The organism is Acinetobacter sp. RF14B, from assembly GCF_006864105.1.
Lineage (GTDB): Bacteria > Pseudomonadota > Gammaproteobacteria > Pseudomonadales > Moraxellaceae > Acinetobacter > Acinetobacter lwoffii_C.
In genome coordinates, this window is record NZ_SMTB01000022.1 from 1 (window position 1) to 19,673 (window position 19,673).

General features: G+C 40.7%; 17 protein-coding genes and 2 pseudogenes. 13 read left to right on the forward strand and 6 right to left on the reverse strand.

The window, feature by feature from the left end; all coding sequences use genetic code 11:
- Together E2K52_RS15690 and E2K52_RS05185 are read right to left on the reverse strand one after the other, a co-directional pair.
- Positions 1-126: pseudogene (locus E2K52_RS15690) on the reverse strand (hypothetical protein); the annotation flags it as partial.
- Positions 126-503, reverse strand: a pseudogene (locus E2K52_RS05185) (biotin/lipoyl-binding protein); the annotation flags it as partial. The pseudogenes E2K52_RS05185 and E2K52_RS15690, both read right to left, overlap by 1 nt.
- Before the next feature lie 585 nt (positions 504-1,088).
- Here E2K52_RS05185 and E2K52_RS05190 point away from each other — a divergent pair.
- On the forward strand, positions 1,089-1,538 hold the full coding sequence (locus tag E2K52_RS05190; RefSeq protein ID WP_151204092.1) for a bacteriohemerythrin: 450 nt from the start codon (positions 1,089-1,091) through the stop codon (positions 1,536-1,538).
- On the opposite strand, the gene holA is transcribed toward E2K52_RS05190, so the two are convergent.
- The 4 genes from holA to E2K52_RS05210 all read right to left on the reverse strand — a co-directional run bounded on the left by holA (position 1,535) and on the right by E2K52_RS05210 (position 6,360).
- A complete protein-coding gene (gene holA, locus E2K52_RS05195; RefSeq protein WP_151204093.1) occupies positions 1,535-2,533 on the reverse strand; it encodes a DNA polymerase III subunit delta in 999 nt (332 codons plus the stop codon). The genes E2K52_RS05190 and holA overlap by 4 nt on opposite strands.
- 9 nt (positions 2,534-2,542) lie before the next feature.
- Positions 2,543-3,076 carry an LPS assembly lipoprotein LptE gene (gene lptE / locus E2K52_RS05200; protein WP_151204094.1) on the reverse strand — a complete coding sequence of 178 codons (534 nt, stop codon included), beginning with the start codon at positions 3,074-3,076 and terminating at the stop codon, positions 2,543-2,545.
- 193 nt (positions 3,077-3,269) lie between these two features.
- Entirely contained in the window at positions 3,270-5,891 is a 2,622-nt protein-coding gene (gene leuS, locus E2K52_RS05205) for a leucine--tRNA ligase (protein ID WP_151204095.1), read from the reverse strand.
- A 121-nt stretch (positions 5,892-6,012) separates the two neighbouring features.
- A complete protein-coding gene (locus E2K52_RS05210; protein WP_151204096.1) occupies positions 6,013-6,360 on the reverse strand; it encodes a DUF4124 domain-containing protein in 348 nt (115 codons plus the stop codon).
- 660 nt (positions 6,361-7,020) lie between these two features.
- Here E2K52_RS05210 and E2K52_RS05215 point away from each other — a divergent pair.
- The 12 genes from E2K52_RS05215 to rlmN all read left to right on the forward strand — a co-directional run bounded on the left by E2K52_RS05215 (position 7,021) and on the right by rlmN (position 19,635).
- A complete protein-coding gene (locus E2K52_RS05215) occupies positions 7,021-8,748 on the forward strand; it encodes an acetolactate synthase 3 large subunit (RefSeq protein ID WP_151204097.1) in 1,728 nt (575 codons plus the stop codon).
- Positions 8,745-9,236, forward strand: a complete 492-nt coding sequence (gene ilvN / locus E2K52_RS05220) for an acetolactate synthase small subunit (RefSeq protein ID WP_151204098.1) — start codon at positions 8,745-8,747, stop codon at positions 9,234-9,236. The genes E2K52_RS05215 and ilvN overlap by 4 nt, the downstream gene beginning before the upstream one ends.
- A 107-nt stretch (positions 9,237-9,343) precedes the next feature.
- Entirely contained in the window at positions 9,344-10,360 is a 1,017-nt protein-coding gene (gene ilvC / locus E2K52_RS05225; RefSeq protein ID WP_151204099.1) for a ketol-acid reductoisomerase, read from the forward strand.
- 868 nt (positions 10,361-11,228) lie between these two features.
- On the forward strand, positions 11,229-11,753 hold the full coding sequence (locus E2K52_RS05230; protein ID WP_151204100.1) for a DUF4402 domain-containing protein: 525 nt from the start codon (positions 11,229-11,231) through the stop codon (positions 11,751-11,753).
- A 99-nt stretch (positions 11,754-11,852) separates the two neighbouring features.
- The gene (locus E2K52_RS05235; protein WP_151204101.1) at positions 11,853-12,554 is read left to right on the forward strand and encodes a molecular chaperone; all 702 of its coding nucleotides are present in this window, start codon (positions 11,853-11,855) and stop codon (positions 12,552-12,554) included.
- Positions 12,555-12,595: 41 nt separating this feature from the next.
- Positions 12,596-14,923, forward strand: coding sequence for a fimbria/pilus outer membrane usher protein (locus E2K52_RS05240; RefSeq protein ID WP_151204102.1), 2,328 nt, complete (start codon positions 12,596-12,598; stop codon positions 14,921-14,923).
- Between the two features lie 12 nt (positions 14,924-14,935).
- Positions 14,936-15,349, forward strand: a complete 414-nt coding sequence (locus E2K52_RS05245) for a hypothetical protein (RefSeq protein WP_151204103.1) — start codon at positions 14,936-14,938, stop codon at positions 15,347-15,349.
- 245 nt (positions 15,350-15,594) lie between these two features.
- The gene (locus E2K52_RS05250) at positions 15,595-16,875 is read left to right on the forward strand and encodes a glycosyltransferase family 4 protein (protein ID WP_151204104.1); all 1,281 of its coding nucleotides are present in this window, start codon (positions 15,595-15,597) and stop codon (positions 16,873-16,875) included.
- An 18-nt stretch (positions 16,876-16,893) separates the two neighbouring features.
- Positions 16,894-17,445: a phosphatase PAP2 family protein gene (locus tag E2K52_RS05255; protein WP_151204105.1), complete on the forward strand. Its 552-nt coding sequence runs from the start codon at positions 16,894-16,896 to the stop codon at positions 17,443-17,445.
- 89 nt (positions 17,446-17,534) lie between these two features.
- Positions 17,535-17,735 (forward strand): Fe-S cluster assembly protein IscX, encoded by a 201-nt coding sequence (iscX, locus tag E2K52_RS05260; RefSeq protein WP_151204106.1) that lies wholly within the window; start codon positions 17,535-17,537, stop codon positions 17,733-17,735.
- A gap of 110 nt (positions 17,736-17,845) precedes the next feature.
- Positions 17,846-18,277 (forward strand): nucleoside-diphosphate kinase, encoded by a 432-nt coding sequence (gene ndk / locus E2K52_RS05265; protein WP_035265623.1) that lies wholly within the window; start codon positions 17,846-17,848, stop codon positions 18,275-18,277.
- Positions 18,278-18,399: 122 nt separating this feature from the next.
- Complete coding sequence (gene rlmN / locus E2K52_RS05270; RefSeq protein ID WP_151204107.1) at positions 18,400-19,635, forward strand: 23S rRNA (adenine(2503)-C(2))-methyltransferase RlmN; 1,236 nt, start codon at positions 18,400-18,402, stop codon at positions 19,633-19,635.
- Positions 19,636-19,673 lie beyond the last annotated feature (38 nt).

Genomic DNA, 19,673 nt, shown 5'->3' on the forward strand with positions numbered 1-19,673 from the left:
TTCGACGGTCATTTCCAGCACATCTGAGATGTTTTTTCCCTTATAGTTCACTTCCAGCGTTTCACGGTTATAACGCTTGCCTTGACAGGCATCACAGGGCACATACATATCTGGCAGGAAGTGCATTTAACCTTGGCCAGATTGGCCTGTTTTACAGCAAGCTGTGCCATCTGGTTTTTAATGCTTGCTTCAGCCGTTTTTAAATCATTCTCCTGACGCACTGAATCAATCTGTGCAATCAGCTGCCCCTGTTTGACCTGATCACCCAGCTGCACATACATTTTTTTAACCTGACCGGATACCTGAGCACCCACACTGACCATTTTGGTGGCTTCAAGCACCCCGGTTGCCAGTACCGAGTTTTCAATATCGCCGATACTTGCTTCCGCAGTAATAAATTGGGGTGGCTGTTCTTTGGGTTTCAGGAAATACCATCCAGCGGTAATAAGTACAATGGCAATCACTGCTGCCATGATCAGTTTTGTTGGTTTTATTTTTGGCATGATAAACACAGATTCTGGTCAGAAGATAAGGGCCGATTATAAAAGAGAAACTAGGATAAATCGTGAACTTTTTAATTTATAATGAGAATTATTTTCTATTACTGCTGGGTACAACAATAAATAAAAACTTAAATTTTTTATAGAGTTTATTGATCAGCCCAACTCATCATTGGAAGAACTTACTTGAGTCTTGCTGGTCTAAACATGAGGTAGTTGACCAGCTTGGTTTCAGGCTTATTTTATAAAATGATGCTTAGGCGGGGGAAAGCTGTGCCCTGACTAAAAAACTGAAATCGCGCTAAGTTAAGCCTATGTATAAAAAAATAACTGAGATTTTTAAAGTGATCTTTGTTGTAAAGATAAGTCTACCTTGTCTCTGGTCTGCTTAATTGTTAGTCAATATTTTAGACTAAAGACTAAGTATTAAAAACTAAAAAAACTATGTTTTACATATAGATTTAACTAAATAAAGCTTGTAATATTTAATTCCATAAAAAAAATATGTCTTTATTGTGTAAAGATGATATGGGCGTTTTTGTGTAAAAAATAATACGAATTTACTAAGGAAATCGATGGGGTTCAAAAATGGAATGGAATGAAAACTATAATATTGGAATTGAGGTGATTGATAATCAGCACCGTCAAATTTTAGATTATATTAATACTTTGGAACAGGTAAAAAGCACGGGAGCGCGCGATAAAATCAAAGAGGTGTTGGATGACTTAATTGACTATACCCAGTCGCATTTTAGCTTTGAAGAAAATTTACTTGAACAAGTCAGTTATCAATATTTGCCGTCTCATCGTGGAATACATGAATTATTCGTTAAACGATTAAATGATTATCGTCTGAAATTTGAGAAGGGTGAGTCAATTGAAAAAGATTTGTATCGCCTTTTGTCTAAATGGTTGATCAACCATATTCAACATGATGATCAAGACTATGTCGATGCAGTGCGCGACAATATGTTGAGCTATCTACGTAAACAGGAAGAGAAAAAAGGCAAAGGCTGGTTTGCACGTTTTTTTAGTTAAGCGCTGGTTGATAAAAATAAGTCTTTACCACACATTGCAGCAATGGCCTGTAGGATGAGATGTTCAGGATTTTCTCTGGACATCCCTTTAATGGCAGCATCAATGCTGATCAAGAGTTGCGGCCAGGCCAAAAAAGCCTGTGGACTGAGGCGACGTAAGGCCTGCTGATATAGACTTACCTTGGTTTTCCAGATACCGAGTTGCAAAGCATTTTGTGGTTGTTCAAACAGTTGCATCAACAAACGCATTTCCTTGCTGATACTCCACAAGATCAGGCTCATCGGTTCACCAGAGGCTGTTAAATATTGAAAAATTTTTACCGATTGCGCCAAGTCTCCTTTTAGCAAGGCATCACTTAAATCATAAGTACTATAGCGTGACTGGTCTTGCAGGCAGGCATATAGATGATCAATCTGAATCAGATCAACTTCAGGAAAAGTGTCACTGACCCGCATCAGGCTGTTTTTTGCAGCCAGCAGGTTATGCTCGTGATGCTGCTCCAGCCATTGCCATGCATCATTTGCCAGTTGAATGCCCAGCTTTTGCGCTTCTACTCCCAAAATTTGCTGACGATCTTTGGGATAATTGGCCGAAAGTGAAACATTCACCCCATTGGCATCAATCAGTTGAAAGAAACTGGATTTCAGGCTGTTACTGTCCTGCTTGGGCATAACCACCAACAGCAGGTTGTGCTCATTATGCTGCAAATAGCTTTTCAGTAATTTAAGAGCACTCGCATCAGGCTTGATATTGCCATGCACTTCCACAGCAAGTTGCGTGGAAAAAAGAGACAGACTATTTAAGGCATTAAAGACATTTTTCCAGTCAGCTACTGAACTGATATCATAACGCTGACGCTCAATGTCCTGTTTTTGCCAGCTGGCACGAAAGGCATCAAGCAGGTTCTGTTCCAGCAGGGGCTCCTGACCATGCAATATCCAGGCTCCGCGAGCATCATCAATACGTTTGAGGGCCTGGAGATAGTCAAGTTTCATCGCTTAATCTTATGGGGTAGCCGGAGTTGAAGGACGATCTTTAACCAGCGGTAACCGATTTGAAGAAATCTGGCGCGCAATCTGCTGGGCAATATCATCAATAAGGACCTGATTTAAGAACTTTTGTTCCTGGTCATCGGTGTTTACGGTTTCAATATTATATTGATAAGTACGGGTTGCTACCACCGTACGTGCTTCGGTAATCGGCTTGCCTTGCGCATCTTCTATACGGAAAGTCACATTCAAACGTAACAAGGTTTCTACCAGCTTGCCATTTAACTCCAAGCGGCGCGGCGTATAGTCCAATATATGCAATACATAAGCATTAGGAGCCTTGTTTAGCTGTATACCAGCGGCACCCAGATAGACTGCAAGCTTTTCCTGAAGTTCTTCAGTATGGGCAGGTAAGGAGAGGCTCATGGTGGAGTAAGCCAATGGCGCGGAACTCGAAGTAGTTCCTTTTAAATGAAAGCCACAGCCCGCCAAGCCTGCACTTAGACCACAAGTTAAAACAATTGCTGCTAAACGTTTGCCCAAATGCATATTTTGTCCTCTATTCTTCCCTGCGGAAAATATTTGAAATCCTGAAACGGATTGTAAAGTCAAAGCCCGTTGGCTGGCAACGGGCTTTGTTTGGGAATTGTGAAATCCTTTTGTCCCCTCATCCTAACCTTCTCCCAGAGAAAGAAGGGATTGGCCCCTTCCTTTTAGGAAAGGGTAAGGGAGCGGTAGATTTTTAAACCACCAGGTTCACCAGTTTATTTGGTACCACAATTTCTTTCTTGGTTGGCCCCGTCAAGAATTGCTGTACTTCCGGCAAGGCTTTAGCTTGTGCCAGAACTTCATCTTTAGAAGCATCCACCGCTATTTCAAGTTTGCCACGCAGTTTGCCGTTGACTTGAACCACAATGGTTTGGGTATTACGGGTTAAAGCAGACTCATCCACTTGCGGGAATAGGGTTGAATTCAATTCAATCCCAAACTTAGCCAATAAAGTTTGGCTTAAATGCGGTGCAAACGGAGCCAATAAGGTAAGAAGGGTGGTAATGGATTCACGTGCAACCGCCACGTCATTGTCATCTTTGGCTTCAAACTTATTATTCGCGTTTAACAATTCCATCATGGCAGCAATGGCCGTGTTAAAGGCATGACGGCGTTCAATGTCATCACCCACTTTTTGGATGGTTTCGTGCGTTTTGCGACGCAGGTCTTGTGCCGCGGTTGAAAGTTTTGCTGTATCGATAACAGATGCAGAATTGCTTTTTTCCAGGAAGCCTGCAGCCAAACGCCATACACGTTTCAGGAAGCGGTTAGCGCCTTCAACACCGGCATCTGACCATTCCAGAGATTGATCCGGTGGCGCAGCAAACATCATGAATACACGTGCGGTATCTGCGCCGTACTGGTCAATAATCGCTTGCGGGTCGATACCGTTGTTTTTCGATTTCGACATTTTTTCCTGACCACCGACAATGACATCTTGACCATCGCCCTGATATTTTGCAGAAATGATGCGGCCTTTATCATCACGTTCAAGATCGATGTCGGCTGGATTGAACCAGGTTTTTTTACCTGACTCAGCCTCACGATAGTATGTATCCGCAAGGACCATACCCTGGGTAAGCAAGTTGGTGAATGGTTCGTTACCTTGTACCACACCTTCATCACGCATCAGTTTGTGGAAGAAGCGTGCATATAACAAGTGCAGAATCGCATGTTCAACACCACCAATATATTGGTTCACTGGTAACCAGGTTTGACTGGCTTCAGGTTTGACCAGACCATCGGTAAAATCAGGAGATGCGTAACGCGCATAGTACCAAGATGATTCTACAAAGGTGTCCAGAGTATCGGTTTCACGACGTGCGTCGCCACCACAACATGGACAAGTGGTTTCATAGAACTCAGGCATTTTGTTCAGCGGGTTACCTGAACCGTCTGGAACCACATCGGTTGGAAGCACAACTGGAAGCTGTTCTTCAGGTACTGGTACCTGACCGCATGTGTCACAGTTAATCATTGGAATTGGACAACCCCAGTAACGTTGACGAGACACGCCCCAATCACGTAAACGGAATTGAACTTTAGAACTTGCCAGGCCTGTTGGTTCTAATTTAGCAAGGAATGCATCGTATGCACCCTGGAAATCCAGACCGTCAAACTCGCCTGAATTGACCAGTTTGCCTGCTTTAGAGCCGTACCACTCTTGCCACTCTGTCGCATCAAAGTCTGTGTCTTCTGCACCTTTGGCATCAATGACCTGTTTGATGGTCAAGCCATATTTGTTGGCAAATTCAAAGTCACGTTCATCGTGTGCAGGTACGGCCATCACCGCACCTGAACCGTATGACATCAATACATAGTTGGCAATCCAGACTGGAATATCTTCACCAGTCACCGGATGTTTGACTGAAAGACCGGTTGCCATCCCTTTTTTCTCAGCCACGGCCAGATCGGCTTCAGCCACTGAGCCCATACGGCATTCTTCAATAAATGCAGCAAGTTCAGGATTGTTTTCAGCTGCTTTTAATGCCATCGGATGTTCTGCGGCAACTGCCACATAAGTCACGCCCATTAGGGTATCGGCACGGGTGGTAAATACCGTTAAGCCATCAGCATAAACCTCAGGATTTGCTGAAGGGAAGGTGATATCCATCCCTTGTGAGCGACCAATCCAGTTGCGCTGCATGGTCAGTACTTGTTGTGGCCAGCCGTCTTTTAATGTATCTAAATCATCTAATAGTTCTTGGGCATAATCGGTAATGCGGAAGTAGTACATTGGAATATCACGTTTTTCGACCAATGCACCTGAACGCCAGCCACGACCATTTTCCACCTGCTCATTTGCCAGTACTGTCTGGTCTACCGGATCCCAATTCACAGTGGAAAGTTTGCGGTAGATCAGACCTTTTTTATACAGCTGAACAAATAACCATTGTTCCCAGCGATAGTATTCTGGGGTACAGGTCGCAAATTCGCGATCCCAATCTACAGCTAGACCGAGTTTTTTCAACTGGTCACGCATGTAGGCAATATTTTCAAAAGTCCATTTTGCCGGAGCCACCTGATGAGCAATGGCTGCGTTTTCAGCAGGTAGACCAAAAGCATCCCAACCCATTGGTTGCAGGACAGTTTCACCTTTTAAACGGTGAAAACGGCTGATCACGTCGCCAATCGTATAGTTACGCACATGACCCATATGCAGCTTGCCACTCGGGTAAGGGAACATCGAGAGGATATAACGACGCGGACCTTCTACAGTGTCGGCAACTTTAAAGGCTTTGCGAGATTCCCAATCCTGCTGGACTTGAGGCTCAATCGCACTGGCTTGATATTCAGGGTCAATGTGAGTAGTCATATACGTAATACAAGAGAATGGTTAAAAAATTTAACGCACAGCATAGCGCAAAATGCACCTAAAAGTGAATTTTGCGCACGGGTTTCTGCAGGAAAAATCTAAATCGGTATTTCAGAGAGTCTTAGACTGATGGGCGTTCGGACTGACCACGCTCTAAGGCTTCATTGGCTTCGCGTTGTTGCTGGTCATTTTCAGTCCCAGCCGGATTTGGGCGACCATGGGCTGGATGACCATTTTCAGGTTGAACTGCATTTTGACCAGTTCCTGAAGGCGTTGTTGCTGAATTGGTCCAGCCATAAGTGGCGACCGTTTTAACTTTTTTAGAAGACTTTGGTGGCGGCGTTTTGGTGTAGTGGGTGGTGCCTTTGGCGTCTACCCATTTATAGTATTCCGCTGCAGAAACATGGCTAGTTATACTAAAGAGTAATATACCAGCACAACTACCTAATTTCAGGAAAGTGCTTTTCATTTGTTATATATCCTTAAAAAATAGAGTTATTTGAATGGTTTCTGCTCTAGAAAGGGGGGAGCTGTCATTGGATTTATTGTGTAATATTAAAAAATAAAAAGAAAGTTTTAAGACCGAAAAAAGTCAGGAGATAAAGTTTATCTATAAAAAATGATATTCAATTAGATAAAAATTCATTCTTTTTTCTTATGTAATGCATATTAAAAATTTATAAAATTAAAGAGATAACAATATGAAAATGATAAATATTTTCTGGATCGGTAAGAACTGTACAAAAAATCCAAGACTAAATTGTACGTAAAACCAGCAAATCAGGTCAAAAAGTAGGAAGAGAGAGCGTGTTTAAAACTTGACTTTAGAGTCTGAAAACACAAGAATGCTGCAATAGTTTTATATGCCTTAAATCGATCACCCTTCGAATAAGTGTCATGTCATGCAATGGGCAATTTTTCTAGCCGAGAAATTGAACAAAGCCAACAAAATATGTTTACCCCAACATGTTTTAGATCTTGTATTGCTCGAACAGCAAGAAGATCAGATTTTTTTCCTATTGCTATGAAAACTATGAAATTTGTGTGCTATAACAGTGCAGACAGTTAACAAATGAAACACTGCAAATGCCTCCCATTTGTGCAGTGAATAATATTAGGGTGAATCACGTTGGAACTTTTATCTGGTGGTGAAATGCTTGTTCGCGCATTAGCGGATGAAGGCGTTGAACATGTTTTTGGATACCCAGGCGGCGCAGTACTGCATATTTACGATGCGCTCTTTCAACAGGAAAAAGTCAATCATTATCTTGTACGTCATGAACAGGCTGCCGGTCATATGGCCGATGCTTACTCGCGCGTAACGGGTAAGACAGGTGTAGTGCTGGTCACTTCAGGCCCAGGCGCAACCAATACCGTCACACCAATTGCAACGGCCTATATGGACTCAATCCCAATGGTGATTTTGTCGGGTCAGGTTGCAAGCCATCTCATCGGTGAAGATGCTTTCCAGGAAACCGATATGGTGGGTATTTCCCGTCCAATCGTGAAGCACAGCTTTCAGGTACGCCATGCAAGCGAAATTCCTGCGATTATCAAAAAAGCATTTTATATCGCATCGAGTGGCCGTCCAGGTCCAGTGGTTGTAGATATTCCAAAAGATGCGACCAATCCCGCGGAGAAATTTGCTTACGAATATCCTGAAAAAGTGAAGATGCGTTCGTATCAGCCGCCTTATCGCGGTCATACCGGACAAATCCGTAAAGCGATTGACGAACTGCTTCATGCTAAACGCCCGATTATTTACTCGGGTGGAGGCGTGGTTCAGGGCAATGCTTCGGCGCAATTGACTGAACTTGCCCATTTGCTGGGCTTCCCGGTCACGAATACGCTGATGGGCTTAGGGGCTTTCCCTGGCGATGATCCACAGTTTGTCGGCATGCTCGGGATGCACGGAACTTATGAAGCGAACATGACCATGCATAATGCAGACGTGATTCTGTGTGTGGGTGCGCGTTTCGATGATCGTGTAACCAATAACCCGGCGAAGTTCTGTCCAAATGCCAAAGTCATTCATATTGATATTGACCCGGCGACTATTTCAAAGACTATCATGGCCCATATTCCAATCGTGGGTGCGGTAGAGCCGGTATTGACAGAAATGTTGAACCAGTTGAAACAGATGAATGTTTCCAAGCCAAATCCTGAAGCAATTGCGGCATGGTGGAAACAGATTGATGAGTGGCGCCAGGTCAACTGCCTGAAGTTTGATGTACCGACTGATGGTTCGATGAAACCGCAACAGGTGGTACGTGCTTTAGACAAGATCACCAACGGTGAAGCGATCATTACCTCTGACGTTGGTCAGCACCAGATGTTTGGTGCATTGCACTACCGCTACAAGCGTCCACGTCAATGGATCAATTCAGGCGGCTTGGGCACCATGGGTGTTGGTCTTCCTTATGCGATGGCTGCAAAGCTTGCATTCCCGGATCAGCAAGTGGTGTGTATTACGGGTGAAGCGTCTATTCAGATGTGTATCCAGGAGCTTTCAACCTGTAAGCAGTATGGGCTGAACGTGAAGATTCTATGTCTGAACAACCGTGCCTTGGGTATGGTGAAACAGTGGCAGGATATGAACTATGAAGGTCGTCATTCCAGCTCTTATGTAGAGTCTTTGCCTGACTTTGCCAAGTTAATGGAAGCTTATGGCCATGTCGGGATTCAAATTGATCATGCAGATGAGCTTGAATCGAAGCTTGCTGAAGCCATGGCAATTAACGACAAATGCGTATTTATTAACGTAATGGTTGACCGTAGTGAACACGTCTATCCGATGTTGGTTGCGGGTCAGTCGATGCAAGATATGTGGTTATCAAAAGGGGAGCGCACGTCATGAGACATATTATCTCTGTACTCGTAGAGAACGAAGCGGGCGCACTTTCACGTTTGGTTGGCCTGTTTTCTCAGCGCGGCTATAACATTGAAACCTTGAATGTGGCACCGACTGAAGATCCAACGCTTTCACGTCTAACGCTCACTACATATGGTGATGACCACAAGATTGAACAAATTACCAAGCAGCTGAACAAGCTGGTTGAGGTGGTTAAAGTTGTAGACCTGTCTGAAGGTGCACACATCGAACGTGAACTCATGCTGATTAAAGTCAAAGCACTAGGTTCATCACGTGACGAAATCAAGCGTACAGCTGATATTTTCCGTGGTCAGGTGGTCGATGTCACACCAACGACCTATACCATTCAAGTGGCAGGTACGACTGAAAAAGTTGATGCGTTTATTGATGCCTTGGCAGAAAATACCATTCTGGAAGTGGTTCGTTCAGGTGTATCTGGCATTGCGCGTGGCGAAAAAGTTCTAACTATCTAATTTTTAACATATTCTACTCATTGTGAAATGAGAATCTCAGTCAATGAATACGAATAAGATCATTGGCTGAGGTCAAAGGAAGCATAAGCATTCAAGTGGAGACAGCAATGCAAATTTTTTATGATAAAGACTGTGATTTATCTATCATCCAAAGCAAAAAAGTAGCGATCATTGGTTATGGTTCACAAGGCCATGCGCACGCGCTTAACCTGAAAGATTCTGGCGTTGATGTAACTGTAGGTCTGCGTGCAGGTTCTACTTCTTGGAAAAAAGCTGAAAATGCTGGTCTTAAAGTTGCTGAAGTTCCTGCTGCTGTAGCACAAGCTGACGTAGTGATGATCTTGACTCCGGATGAGTTCCAATCACAACTTTACCGTGACGTCATTGAACCAAACATTAAGCAAGGTGCTACTTTAGCATTCGCTCATGGTTTCTCTGTGCTTTATAACCAAGTGGTTCCACGTGCTGATTTAGACGTAATCATGGTTGCGCCTAAGGCACCAGGTCACACTGTACGTTCTGAATACCAACGTGGTTCAGGTGTTCCTGACCTTATCGCCATTCACCAAGATGCTTCTGGTAATGCGCGTAACGTAGCACTTTCTTATGCTTCAGGCGTAGGTGGTGGTCGTACAGGTATTATCGAAACTTCATTCCGTGAAGAAACTGAAACTGACTTGTTCGGTGAGCAAGCGGTTCTGTGTGGTGGTGCTGTTGAACTGGTTAAAATGGGTTTTGAAACTCTGGTTGAAGCGGGTTATGCACCAGAAATGGCATACTTCGAATGTCTACATGAACTTAAGCTGATTGTTGACTTGATGTTCGAAGGCGGTATCGCAGATATGAACTACTCGGTTTCTAACAACGCTGAGTACGGTGAATATGTAACGGGTACTGAAGTGATCAACGAACAGTCTCGTGAAGCAATGCGTAATGCGCTTAAACGTATCCAGTCGGGTGAGTATGCGAAGATGTTCATCCAGGAAGGTGCATTGAACTATCCGTCTATGACTGCACGCCGTCGTCAAAATGCTGCACATGGTATTGAAGTGACAGGTAACAAGTTACGTGCAATGATGCCATGGATTCAAGCAAACAAAATCGTTGATAAAGAAAAGAATTAATTTTTATCTTCTGATTGAATAAAAAAACCTGCTCGAATTGAGCGGGTTTTTTTATTTATTATTTTAAGTTTTCAGTTATAAGAAATGAAAAAAGGAAGTTTTTTCTAAATTATTTTTTAGGATACTAGTTAAAGCGGGAGTAAATAAAAGTGTAAAAGTAAAAGGCTTAGGATCTAGAGTTAAATAATAAATATTGATGGACAGGAGATTTAAGTTATCTGGTGTTTATTTAACATAGGAGTAGATTAAATAAATTATCATGTGAATATCGATTTAATTAGAGTCTTAACAGATTATTTAAAATAATAAGATAATATTCACAATATAGTTAAATAAAGGGATTGATTTTAAAAGCTCAAGAATAAGAAATTTTAAATAGCTTAGAAATTAAAAGATAGATTACGCGATAAAAACAAATAAATTCTAGATAAAGTGTGATGTAGTGTGAAAAATATAAGAAAAAGTGAGAGATAAATATGATTTTTCCCTGCAATTTGTTAAGAAGTGTAATTTTTGAAACTTTTAGTAATAATTTACTTTTATTGAGAATTTATTGTATTTCAGTTACTTGTGTTAATTATATTGGGGTGTAGATTATATTAAATTTTAAGTAATTATTGAAAACAATTTGTAACACCTGTGGTATTAATTAGCTATCTCTATAATTTTATGTCTCCTAATAATGTTTTTATAAATATCCCTACGAAATAAATATATTATTGTGAATAGTATTATTTTTGTATGTTTTCAAACGAATGATAATAAGATAAAAAAACGGTAAGTAGTTTTGCTCATAAGAATAAGAGTGTTTTACTCACCGTGAGACCAAATAAACAAAAATATTCTTTTTAAAAGAATGGAGAAAGACATGAAAAAAACGACTCAGGCAGCACTGGCAGCATTAGTATTAAGCGTTGGTTTTGGTTCAACAGCCGCATATGCAAATGAGCTTGAAGCAAGACCAGGTCCTAAACCAACTAAACCACACAAACCGGGTAAACATGGATGTGGAGATAAATGTGACGGAAAAATTAAAATCGATTTGAAAGTAGATCGCCATTGTGATCTAGATATTGGAACGTCCACAATGACATTGGCAGGCACACCAGGTGGTGATTATTCAGCAAATGGACATTTCGATGTACGTACCAATGCAGGCTATAGCCTACTCATTAGTGCGCCAGCAACTTTAGCGGGTAGCGCAGGTTCAGTACCAGTTGCGGTTACTACACGTCAAGATGGAGCAGGTTCTGATTACACTGGTTCTACTTTACCAAGTACTGGTAATGCAGATGTTCGCTTTAATGTTAAAGCTCTTGTAACAAGTAACGCTATTGATAATGCAGATGCAGGAAATTATACCGGTAACTATATTGTAGCGGTAAAATTCTAATAATAAGAAAAAAATTTCTTATATAAAGTAATAAATAGGAGATGTGGAAAGCATCTCCTATTTTAATAAAAATTATATTGAATGGAATTGGAGTTAAATATGAATAAAAAAATTATAGGATTTTTTTTATTATTCTTAGTAAGTACTTCTTTGTTTGCGGGAATAAGATTTACTCCTATACAACTTTATATTCAGGATTTTAAGAAACAGAAAAGTACGACTATCAGTGTAGAAAGTAGTGGGGTTGCAAGTTCAAAAATTTTTGAAATCAATGCATTTAAATGGACACAAGATGAACAGGGAGAGGATATTTTAGTAGAAGATAATACTTTATTATTTAATCCAAAAACATTTGAATTAAAGCCTGAAAGCAAGCAGCTTGTGAGAATTGGCTTTAGCCAGCCTCCCTTACATTTAAAAAAACAAGAATCATGGAGAGTTGTTTTTAAGGAAGTCACTCCTATTGAAAATAAATCCAATATTAACTTTTTGTTTAATTTTTCATTACCATTATTTGCTGGAGAGCAACTGCCGCCTCAACTTGATATAAAGTTAGAAAAAACAAATAACTCAGCATACTTGAATATTGATAATACAGCAAAATCCCATGCAAAAATTACTGAGGTAGTTGTATTGGATAATAAAAATAAAGAAGTTTTTAAAAAAGATTTGACTTTATATATTTTAAGTGGAAATAAGATTAGGTATAACTTGGGTGACTTTAAGAATAACAATAGCGAACTAAAATTAAAAGTAAAGGTTGAGGAATATGGATACTTAGAGTTTCCTGTAAAAGGATAGAGCTGGTCTAAAGAGAATAAAAATAGTAAAAGGATAATACTATGAAAGCTACTAAAATTCTCATAATGATAGTGTGTGGTATGGGTGTAACAAATACAAATGCAATAGATAATCAACAGGTAGATCAGAAAGAAAATGTGGAAATTTTTATTGTAAATATATGGGTGAATGGGCTGGATTATAATACTGAAACAACTACCTTTATAGAAGGTGGAAAAAGATTTATAGAGTGTGAAGCTTTAAATAAAATTGGGATTCGAATTGAGGGACTTCAACACCATTTAACTAAAAAAGACTTTTGTTTATTAAATCAGCCAGATGTTATATTTGAAGATGACCATAGCTTACAAGCAATAAAAATTAATTTTCCTTCAAATTATTTCCAGGAAACTGCTTATGACTTGGAAGTAGCAGCACCTGAAAAAGCAAATTTTGGAGGCTTCGTAAACTACAGTTTATTTTATAATAGAGATGAAGAGGATCAGGAATTTAATACGTTTTCAGAAGTTGGTATATTTAAAGATTACTGGTTGTTCAAAAATGCTTTTTTGTACCGTAAAGATCCCGAAGAGTTTGAACAGCAGTTTTTACGGGTAAATAGTACCTTAGATATTGAATTTCCTGAAAAGTTTCTAAGCCTAACTTTAGGTGATACAACTAGTCGTTATAATGCGCTTAATAATTCATTCCGGTTTGGAGGATTAAGTTTTGGAACCAATTATACAGATCGGCCAGACTTCGTATACTGGAACACTCCTACTTTAAATGGCAGCGCAAGCTTACCTTCAACCATTGATTTATATATTAATGGGATAAGGCTTTATCGAGATTCTATTACACCTGGAAATTATAACCTACCTGCAGGTGCAATTTTTAATCAGGCTGGTGATGCTCAAGTGGTGGTAGAAGATATTCTAGGTAACCGCACTGTTCAAAGTTTCCCAATTTATATCAATAGTCGCTTATTAAAACCAAAACTAAATGAATATAATATTTCCTTAGGGAAGCTAAGATATAATTATGATTATGTCGATGATGATTATCGTGACTTTTTTACAAAAGTATTTTTTCGACGAGGTATTACTTCCTCTACCACATTAGGGGGAGATCTTCTATATAGTGAAGAAACAATTAACTTTGACTTTTTATGGACACAAGGAGTGAGTAAGTATTTTGTCTTGGATACTGCATTTTCAGTGAGTGAAGCGAAGGAAGAGGAGGAACAAGGGTATGCTGCCTCATTAGTATTAAATCGAAGTTTTAAAAATTGGTCTTATAGCCTGAATAGCCGATACTTTACTGAAGAATATAAATATTTGAGCAATGATCTGTATGATTCTAGTATTAAAACTTCAAGTGCCTTAAATTTTAATTTTTTTAATTTAAAAATTGTTGATGGGGTGGGCTTTAACTACATTTATCAGTCTTACTATAATGATCAAGGTTTTGATAATGACCGTCAAATTATTGATATTAGAGCAACAAAAAGATTAACAAAAAATCTGTATTCAGACTTCGGTTTCTTTAAAGATTTTGGTGAAGGTGGCGATCAGGGTTTCAATATTGCATTTAATTATGATTGGGGAGACAAAGGACAAATCTATCTTGATCATGATACTGAAAATAATGAAACAAGTTTAAGTTATAGTCATAGGACGATGACTCAAAATGGTTTTGATTATGTTTTAGGCGTTAATCGCAGCGATGATGAAGTAAATTATAATGCATATGGCTTATGGAAAACGAGTATCGGTAATTTACAGTTATCACATGATGAATTTGAAGATCGACGTAATTCACAAGCCTTATTTGAAGGAGCTCTGGTCTGGTTAGGTAATAAAGTTGCATTAACTAAATATGCATATAATGCTTTTGCCCTGGTCAATGTCGATCAGCATCCAAATCTTGATATTTATCGTTCAGCAACACTCGCTGGCCATACCAATGATAAAGGTTATATCTTTATCCATGACATTATTCCTTATATTCATTACGATATTTCTTTTGACCAGAATCAGTTGGCTATGGATGAAACTTTTGAATACTCTTCAAAAAAGCTCATTGCATTGGACCAGCGCGGTTATAAGTTTAATTTCCCTGTTCATAAAACCAAGCGTATTGCGGTAAAAATCAAAGATATTCAACAAAATAATTTAATTATCGGTTCTGAAGTCCTGGTCGATGGTTTAAGTGGCGAACCTTCTTTTGTGGATAGTCAGGGTATTGTCTATCTCTATTTGTTTAAAGCTGGATCCTATAACCTTAAAGTCAAAACTCAAGGAGGAAAACAGTGCCAGGCCCAATTTACTCTTAATGAAAATCAGTTCCAAAATTCAAACCAACAAGTTTTAGAAGCTATATGTGAGTAGGAGTAGAAGAAAATGAAAAAACTCTTTTTATTAATAATCGCCCTATCGGTTAGTGCAATTACAGAAGCAGCAAAATATTGTTCAATAGATGGTTTTAGTAATTCAGAATTACGTCTAGCCAGCTATCAGCGTAGCCAGGCTGCTACCTCCTTTAATATTTCATGTGATACCAGTTATTCTATTTTATTTAATAGTCAGAATTTAATCAGTCCGGACGGCATGAGTTATGTATCTAATGGTCCTCATAAATTAAGAACTAAATTAAATTTAAGTGGTGCCAATAGTGGTTTGTGGGGAGTGAGATTAAAACAGAACCCTACACAAAGACAGAAGTATATAGTCTCGGTTCAACTGGTGGATAATCCTTATAATGGTGTTCCTGCGGGTCATTATCAGGATCAGATCTCAGTAGATATCGATTTTTAAATGCTAAGAGTTTGAATATAAAAATAAGCTGATGACGATACTAAAACCGGAAAGACTTGAGAGGACTCTAAATGGACACCCGTGGTAAGTGAGTATCTGGTGTCTAAGCAGATATTCACTTAATTCCATCCTCTGAACAGGCAGTGATGAATATTGTTATGGAACTGTATTTGAGCCTCATGATTCATCAAGTAGTCATATGCGGTTTCTATGCTGAATGAAAAATATAACTAGACAGGTGCGGGATGTCACAAACTTCCATCTCAGAATTATTAAAACACCGACCAGTTCTTCATAAAATCCAGTTTGATTTGAAAGGTCAGCGCAGACCGGTCAGTCCCTATAAAACTGCCTTGGAGAGTCTGGTATGTCCCCGCCTAAAAATTGCCATTGTGACCGAAACCTGGCCACCAGAAATTAATGGGGTGGCACATTCATTGCTACAGCTTTGTAAAGGTTTACAAAAGCAAGGCCATAAAATCTTATTGATTCGCCCAGAACAACAAAAAACCTGTAGTGAATTCAAAGCCTATGCTGAATGTCTGGTCAAGGCGCATCATATTCCCCGATATGCACATCTACAGTTTGGTCGGCCTCAATTTTTAAAAATTTATCAGGCAGTTGAGGATTTTTATCCGGATCTGGTGCATATTGTGACGGAAGGTCCTTTGGGGTTGGTGGCTCAGCAAGTGGCAAAGCTGCAGGGAATCCCGGTATCGAGTGGATTTCATTCCTCCTTTCAGGATTTTAGCCGTTTCTTTGATTTGGCTTTTCTGGTTAAACCGATCCAGAATTATTTAAAGTGGTTTCATAACAATACTGCTCTGACATGTGTGCCTAGTCAGGAAACGGCACAAGCCCTGACCGATTTTGGGGTCACTTGCCGGCTTGCTGTTGTAGGCCGTGGTGTCGATACGGATACATTTTCACCAAAGTGGCGCTCACCCGAATTGCGTTATGCTTGGGGTGTCTCTGCCACGACTCGCGTGATGCTCTATGTAGGCAGGCTTTCACCAGAAAAAGAGGTGAATGTCTTGATTCAGGTGTATTTGAGAATGCGCCAGCTGTATCAGCAGAATATACGTCTGGTCATCGTAGGCGATGGACCTGATCGGGCTAGGTTGGAGCGGCTTAATCAGGATGGAAGTGTTATTTTTACAGGAAGTTTGTCGGGTCAAAAATTATCACAGGCTTATGCCAGTGCAGATGTATTTTGTTTTGCCAGTCAGGTCGAAACCTTCGGTAATGTGGTTTTAGAGGCAATGGCAAGTGGTTTGCCAGTGATTGCGTATGATTATGCCTGTGCGCATTTACATATCCGGCATGGTCAAACAGGTTATTTAAGTGCACGTGGAAATCAGCAAGCTTTTATACAGAATATGCTTGAGCTGCCAGATCTGCTCTGTCTACAACAGATGGGGAGTCTGGCACGTCAAAAAGCTGAAGAAGTTGGCTGGCAATATCCAGTGTATCAATTTGAACAAGCCTTGTATTCGGTGGTTCAACCTGAAAAATACAGGGCATAAAACAATAAGAGCTCTACAATGAAATTTCAAAATGCAAAACTCAAGTTTTTGGAAATTGATTTAAAAGGCTGTGTTTATCTTAATCACTTTTCCCGTTCGGAGCGTATTACCACCTTTTTTAAAATCGTCAGCCGCCTTGGAGATGGGATTTTCTGGTATCTGATGGTGTTGAGTGTTTGGATCGTACAGGGCTTGATATATAGCCTGCAAATTATCTATCTGGTTTTAGGTAGTACGGTAGGAACTTTAATTTATAAAGTCCTTAAAACCAAGACGGTACGGCCGCGTCCCTATCAGGTGCATCAGGTGATCCGCTTGGGTGAACATCCGCTGGATCATTTTAGCTTTCCTTCAGGCCATACCTTACATGCTGTAATGGCTACGGTGGTACTGGGTTATGTAGTGCCTGCATTACTGTTTCTGATGCTGCCCTTTACCATTTTGGTGGCTTTGTCCCGCATGGTGCTGGGGCTGCATTATCCAAGCGATGTGGTGGTAGGGGCCTTACTTGGTGGCGTGCTGGCAATGGCGATTGTATGTATGGCGCCATTTTTAAATATTGTGTTGTAAAAAATCAAGCAGAAGCCCGGCGAAAGGCTCGCAGAATTTTGCAGATTTGCTAAAGTACAGCATCACACTAGATATGCTTAGGAATAGATATGGGTTTACGTTGGACAGATACCCTCGATATCGCGATTGAATTGTATGAAGCGCATCCGGATGTTGATCCGCAATGGGTTCGCTTTACCGATCTGCATGCCTGGATTTGTGCACTGCCTGATTTTGAAGATGACCCGAATAAATCGACCGAAGGCCTTTTGGAAGGCATTCAAATGGCATGGATTGACGAAGCCCGTTAATTGCTGGCTTGAAAAAAGTAAAATTTTTACCTCTGAAACGAAGAAACAAGTCCATTATTCGGTATAATGCGGCAAAATTTCATGTCAACAATTGACTTAAGGAGCCGATCATGGCTATTGAACGTACATTATCTATTGTAAAACCAGACGCAGTTGCTAAAAACCACATTGGTGATATTTTTGCTCGTTTTGAAAAAGCGGGTCTTAAAATCGTTGCAACTAAAATGAAACACTTGACTCAAGCTGAAGCTGAAGGCTTCTACGCTGAGCATAAAGAACGTGGTTTCTTTGCTGACCTGGTTGCATTCATGACTTCTGGTCCAGTGGTTGTTTCAGTTCTTGAAGGCGAAAACGCTGTTCTTGCTCACCGTGACATTCTGGGTGCAACAAACCCTAAAGAAGCTGCTCCTGGTACTATCCGTGCAGACTTCGCTGTAAGCATCGACGAAAACGCTGCTCACGGTTCTGACTCTGTAGCATCTGCTGATCGTGAAGTGAACTACTTCTTCGCGCAAACTGAGATTGCTCCACGTACGCGTTAATACGCAGTATTCAAACCAGATAAGTGTTATTATACTTATCTGGTTTTTTTATTCTCTGAATAATTTTTTGCTCAGATATTGAGCTTCTCCTTTCATCTTTAGACATGGTTTAGGTAATACACATGAGTACTGACGTGGTCGCTACATCAGCAGTTTCTGATGCCCAGCAACAATCTCTGTCCACTCCTGCACAGCAAAATTCTGTGGAAAAAGTGAACTTACTTGGCATGTCACGTCCACAAATGGAAAAATTCTTCGAAGATCTGGGCGAGAAGAAGTTCCGTGCCGGACAGGTGATGAAATGGATTCACCAGTTTTTTGTAACAGATTTTGCCGAGATGACCAATATCTCAGGCAAGCTACGTGAAAAACTGGAAAAGATTTGTGAAATTAAAGCGCCAGAAGTGGTGCATAAAAACTATTCCAAAGATGGCACCCGTAAATGGGTATTCCGTGTGGGCGACGGTGACGGTTCTCTGGTCGAGACAGTATTGATTCCGGCAGAACATCGTAGCGGTTTACGACGTACCTTGTGTATTTCATCCCAAGTGGGCTGTGCATTGGACTGTTCTTTCTGTTCTACCGGCAAACAAGGTTTTCAGCGTGATTTGACTCAGGCAGAAATCATCGGTCAGCTGTGGATGGCCAACTATTCCTATATGGAAGATGTGCCTGTACTTGAGCGTGAACGTTCGGTCACGAACGTGGTGATGATGGGCATGGGCGAGCCATTGCTGAACTACGATGCCGTGCTTAACGCGATGCGGGTGATGCTGGATGACTTTGCGTATGGTATGTCCAAACGTCGCGTGACTTTATCAACTTCAGGTGTAGTGCCAAAAATTGATCAGATGGTGAAAGATATTGATGTGGCCCTGGCGATTTCATTGCATGCACCAAATGATGAGCTGCGTAATGAGCTGGTACCGATCAATAAAAAATATCCACTCGAACAATTGATTGCCGCCTGTCAGCGTTACATTGCCAAAGATGGTAATGAAAGTTCGCGTAAACACGTGACGATTGAATATGTGATGCTGGATGGGGTGAATGATCATCCTGAACATGCGCAACAGATGATTAAATTGTTGAAGAACCTTCCAAGCAAGATCAATTTGATTCCATTTAATCCGTTTCCGCATGCGCCATACGGCCGTTCTAGCCGTAACCGGATTATTTCTTTCCAAAAAACTTTGTCTGATGCCGGTTTTGTGTGTACGATTCGTCAGACGCGTGGCGATGATATTGATGCTGCGTGTGGACAGCTGGTCGGACAGGTTGCTGACCGTACCCGTCGAGCGGAGCAGTGGAAAAAGAAAATTGCGCAATCAAATGAGATTATGCGCTCACAAGGATAACAAGAGGTCGCCAATTGAATAATCTGACATCCAAACTT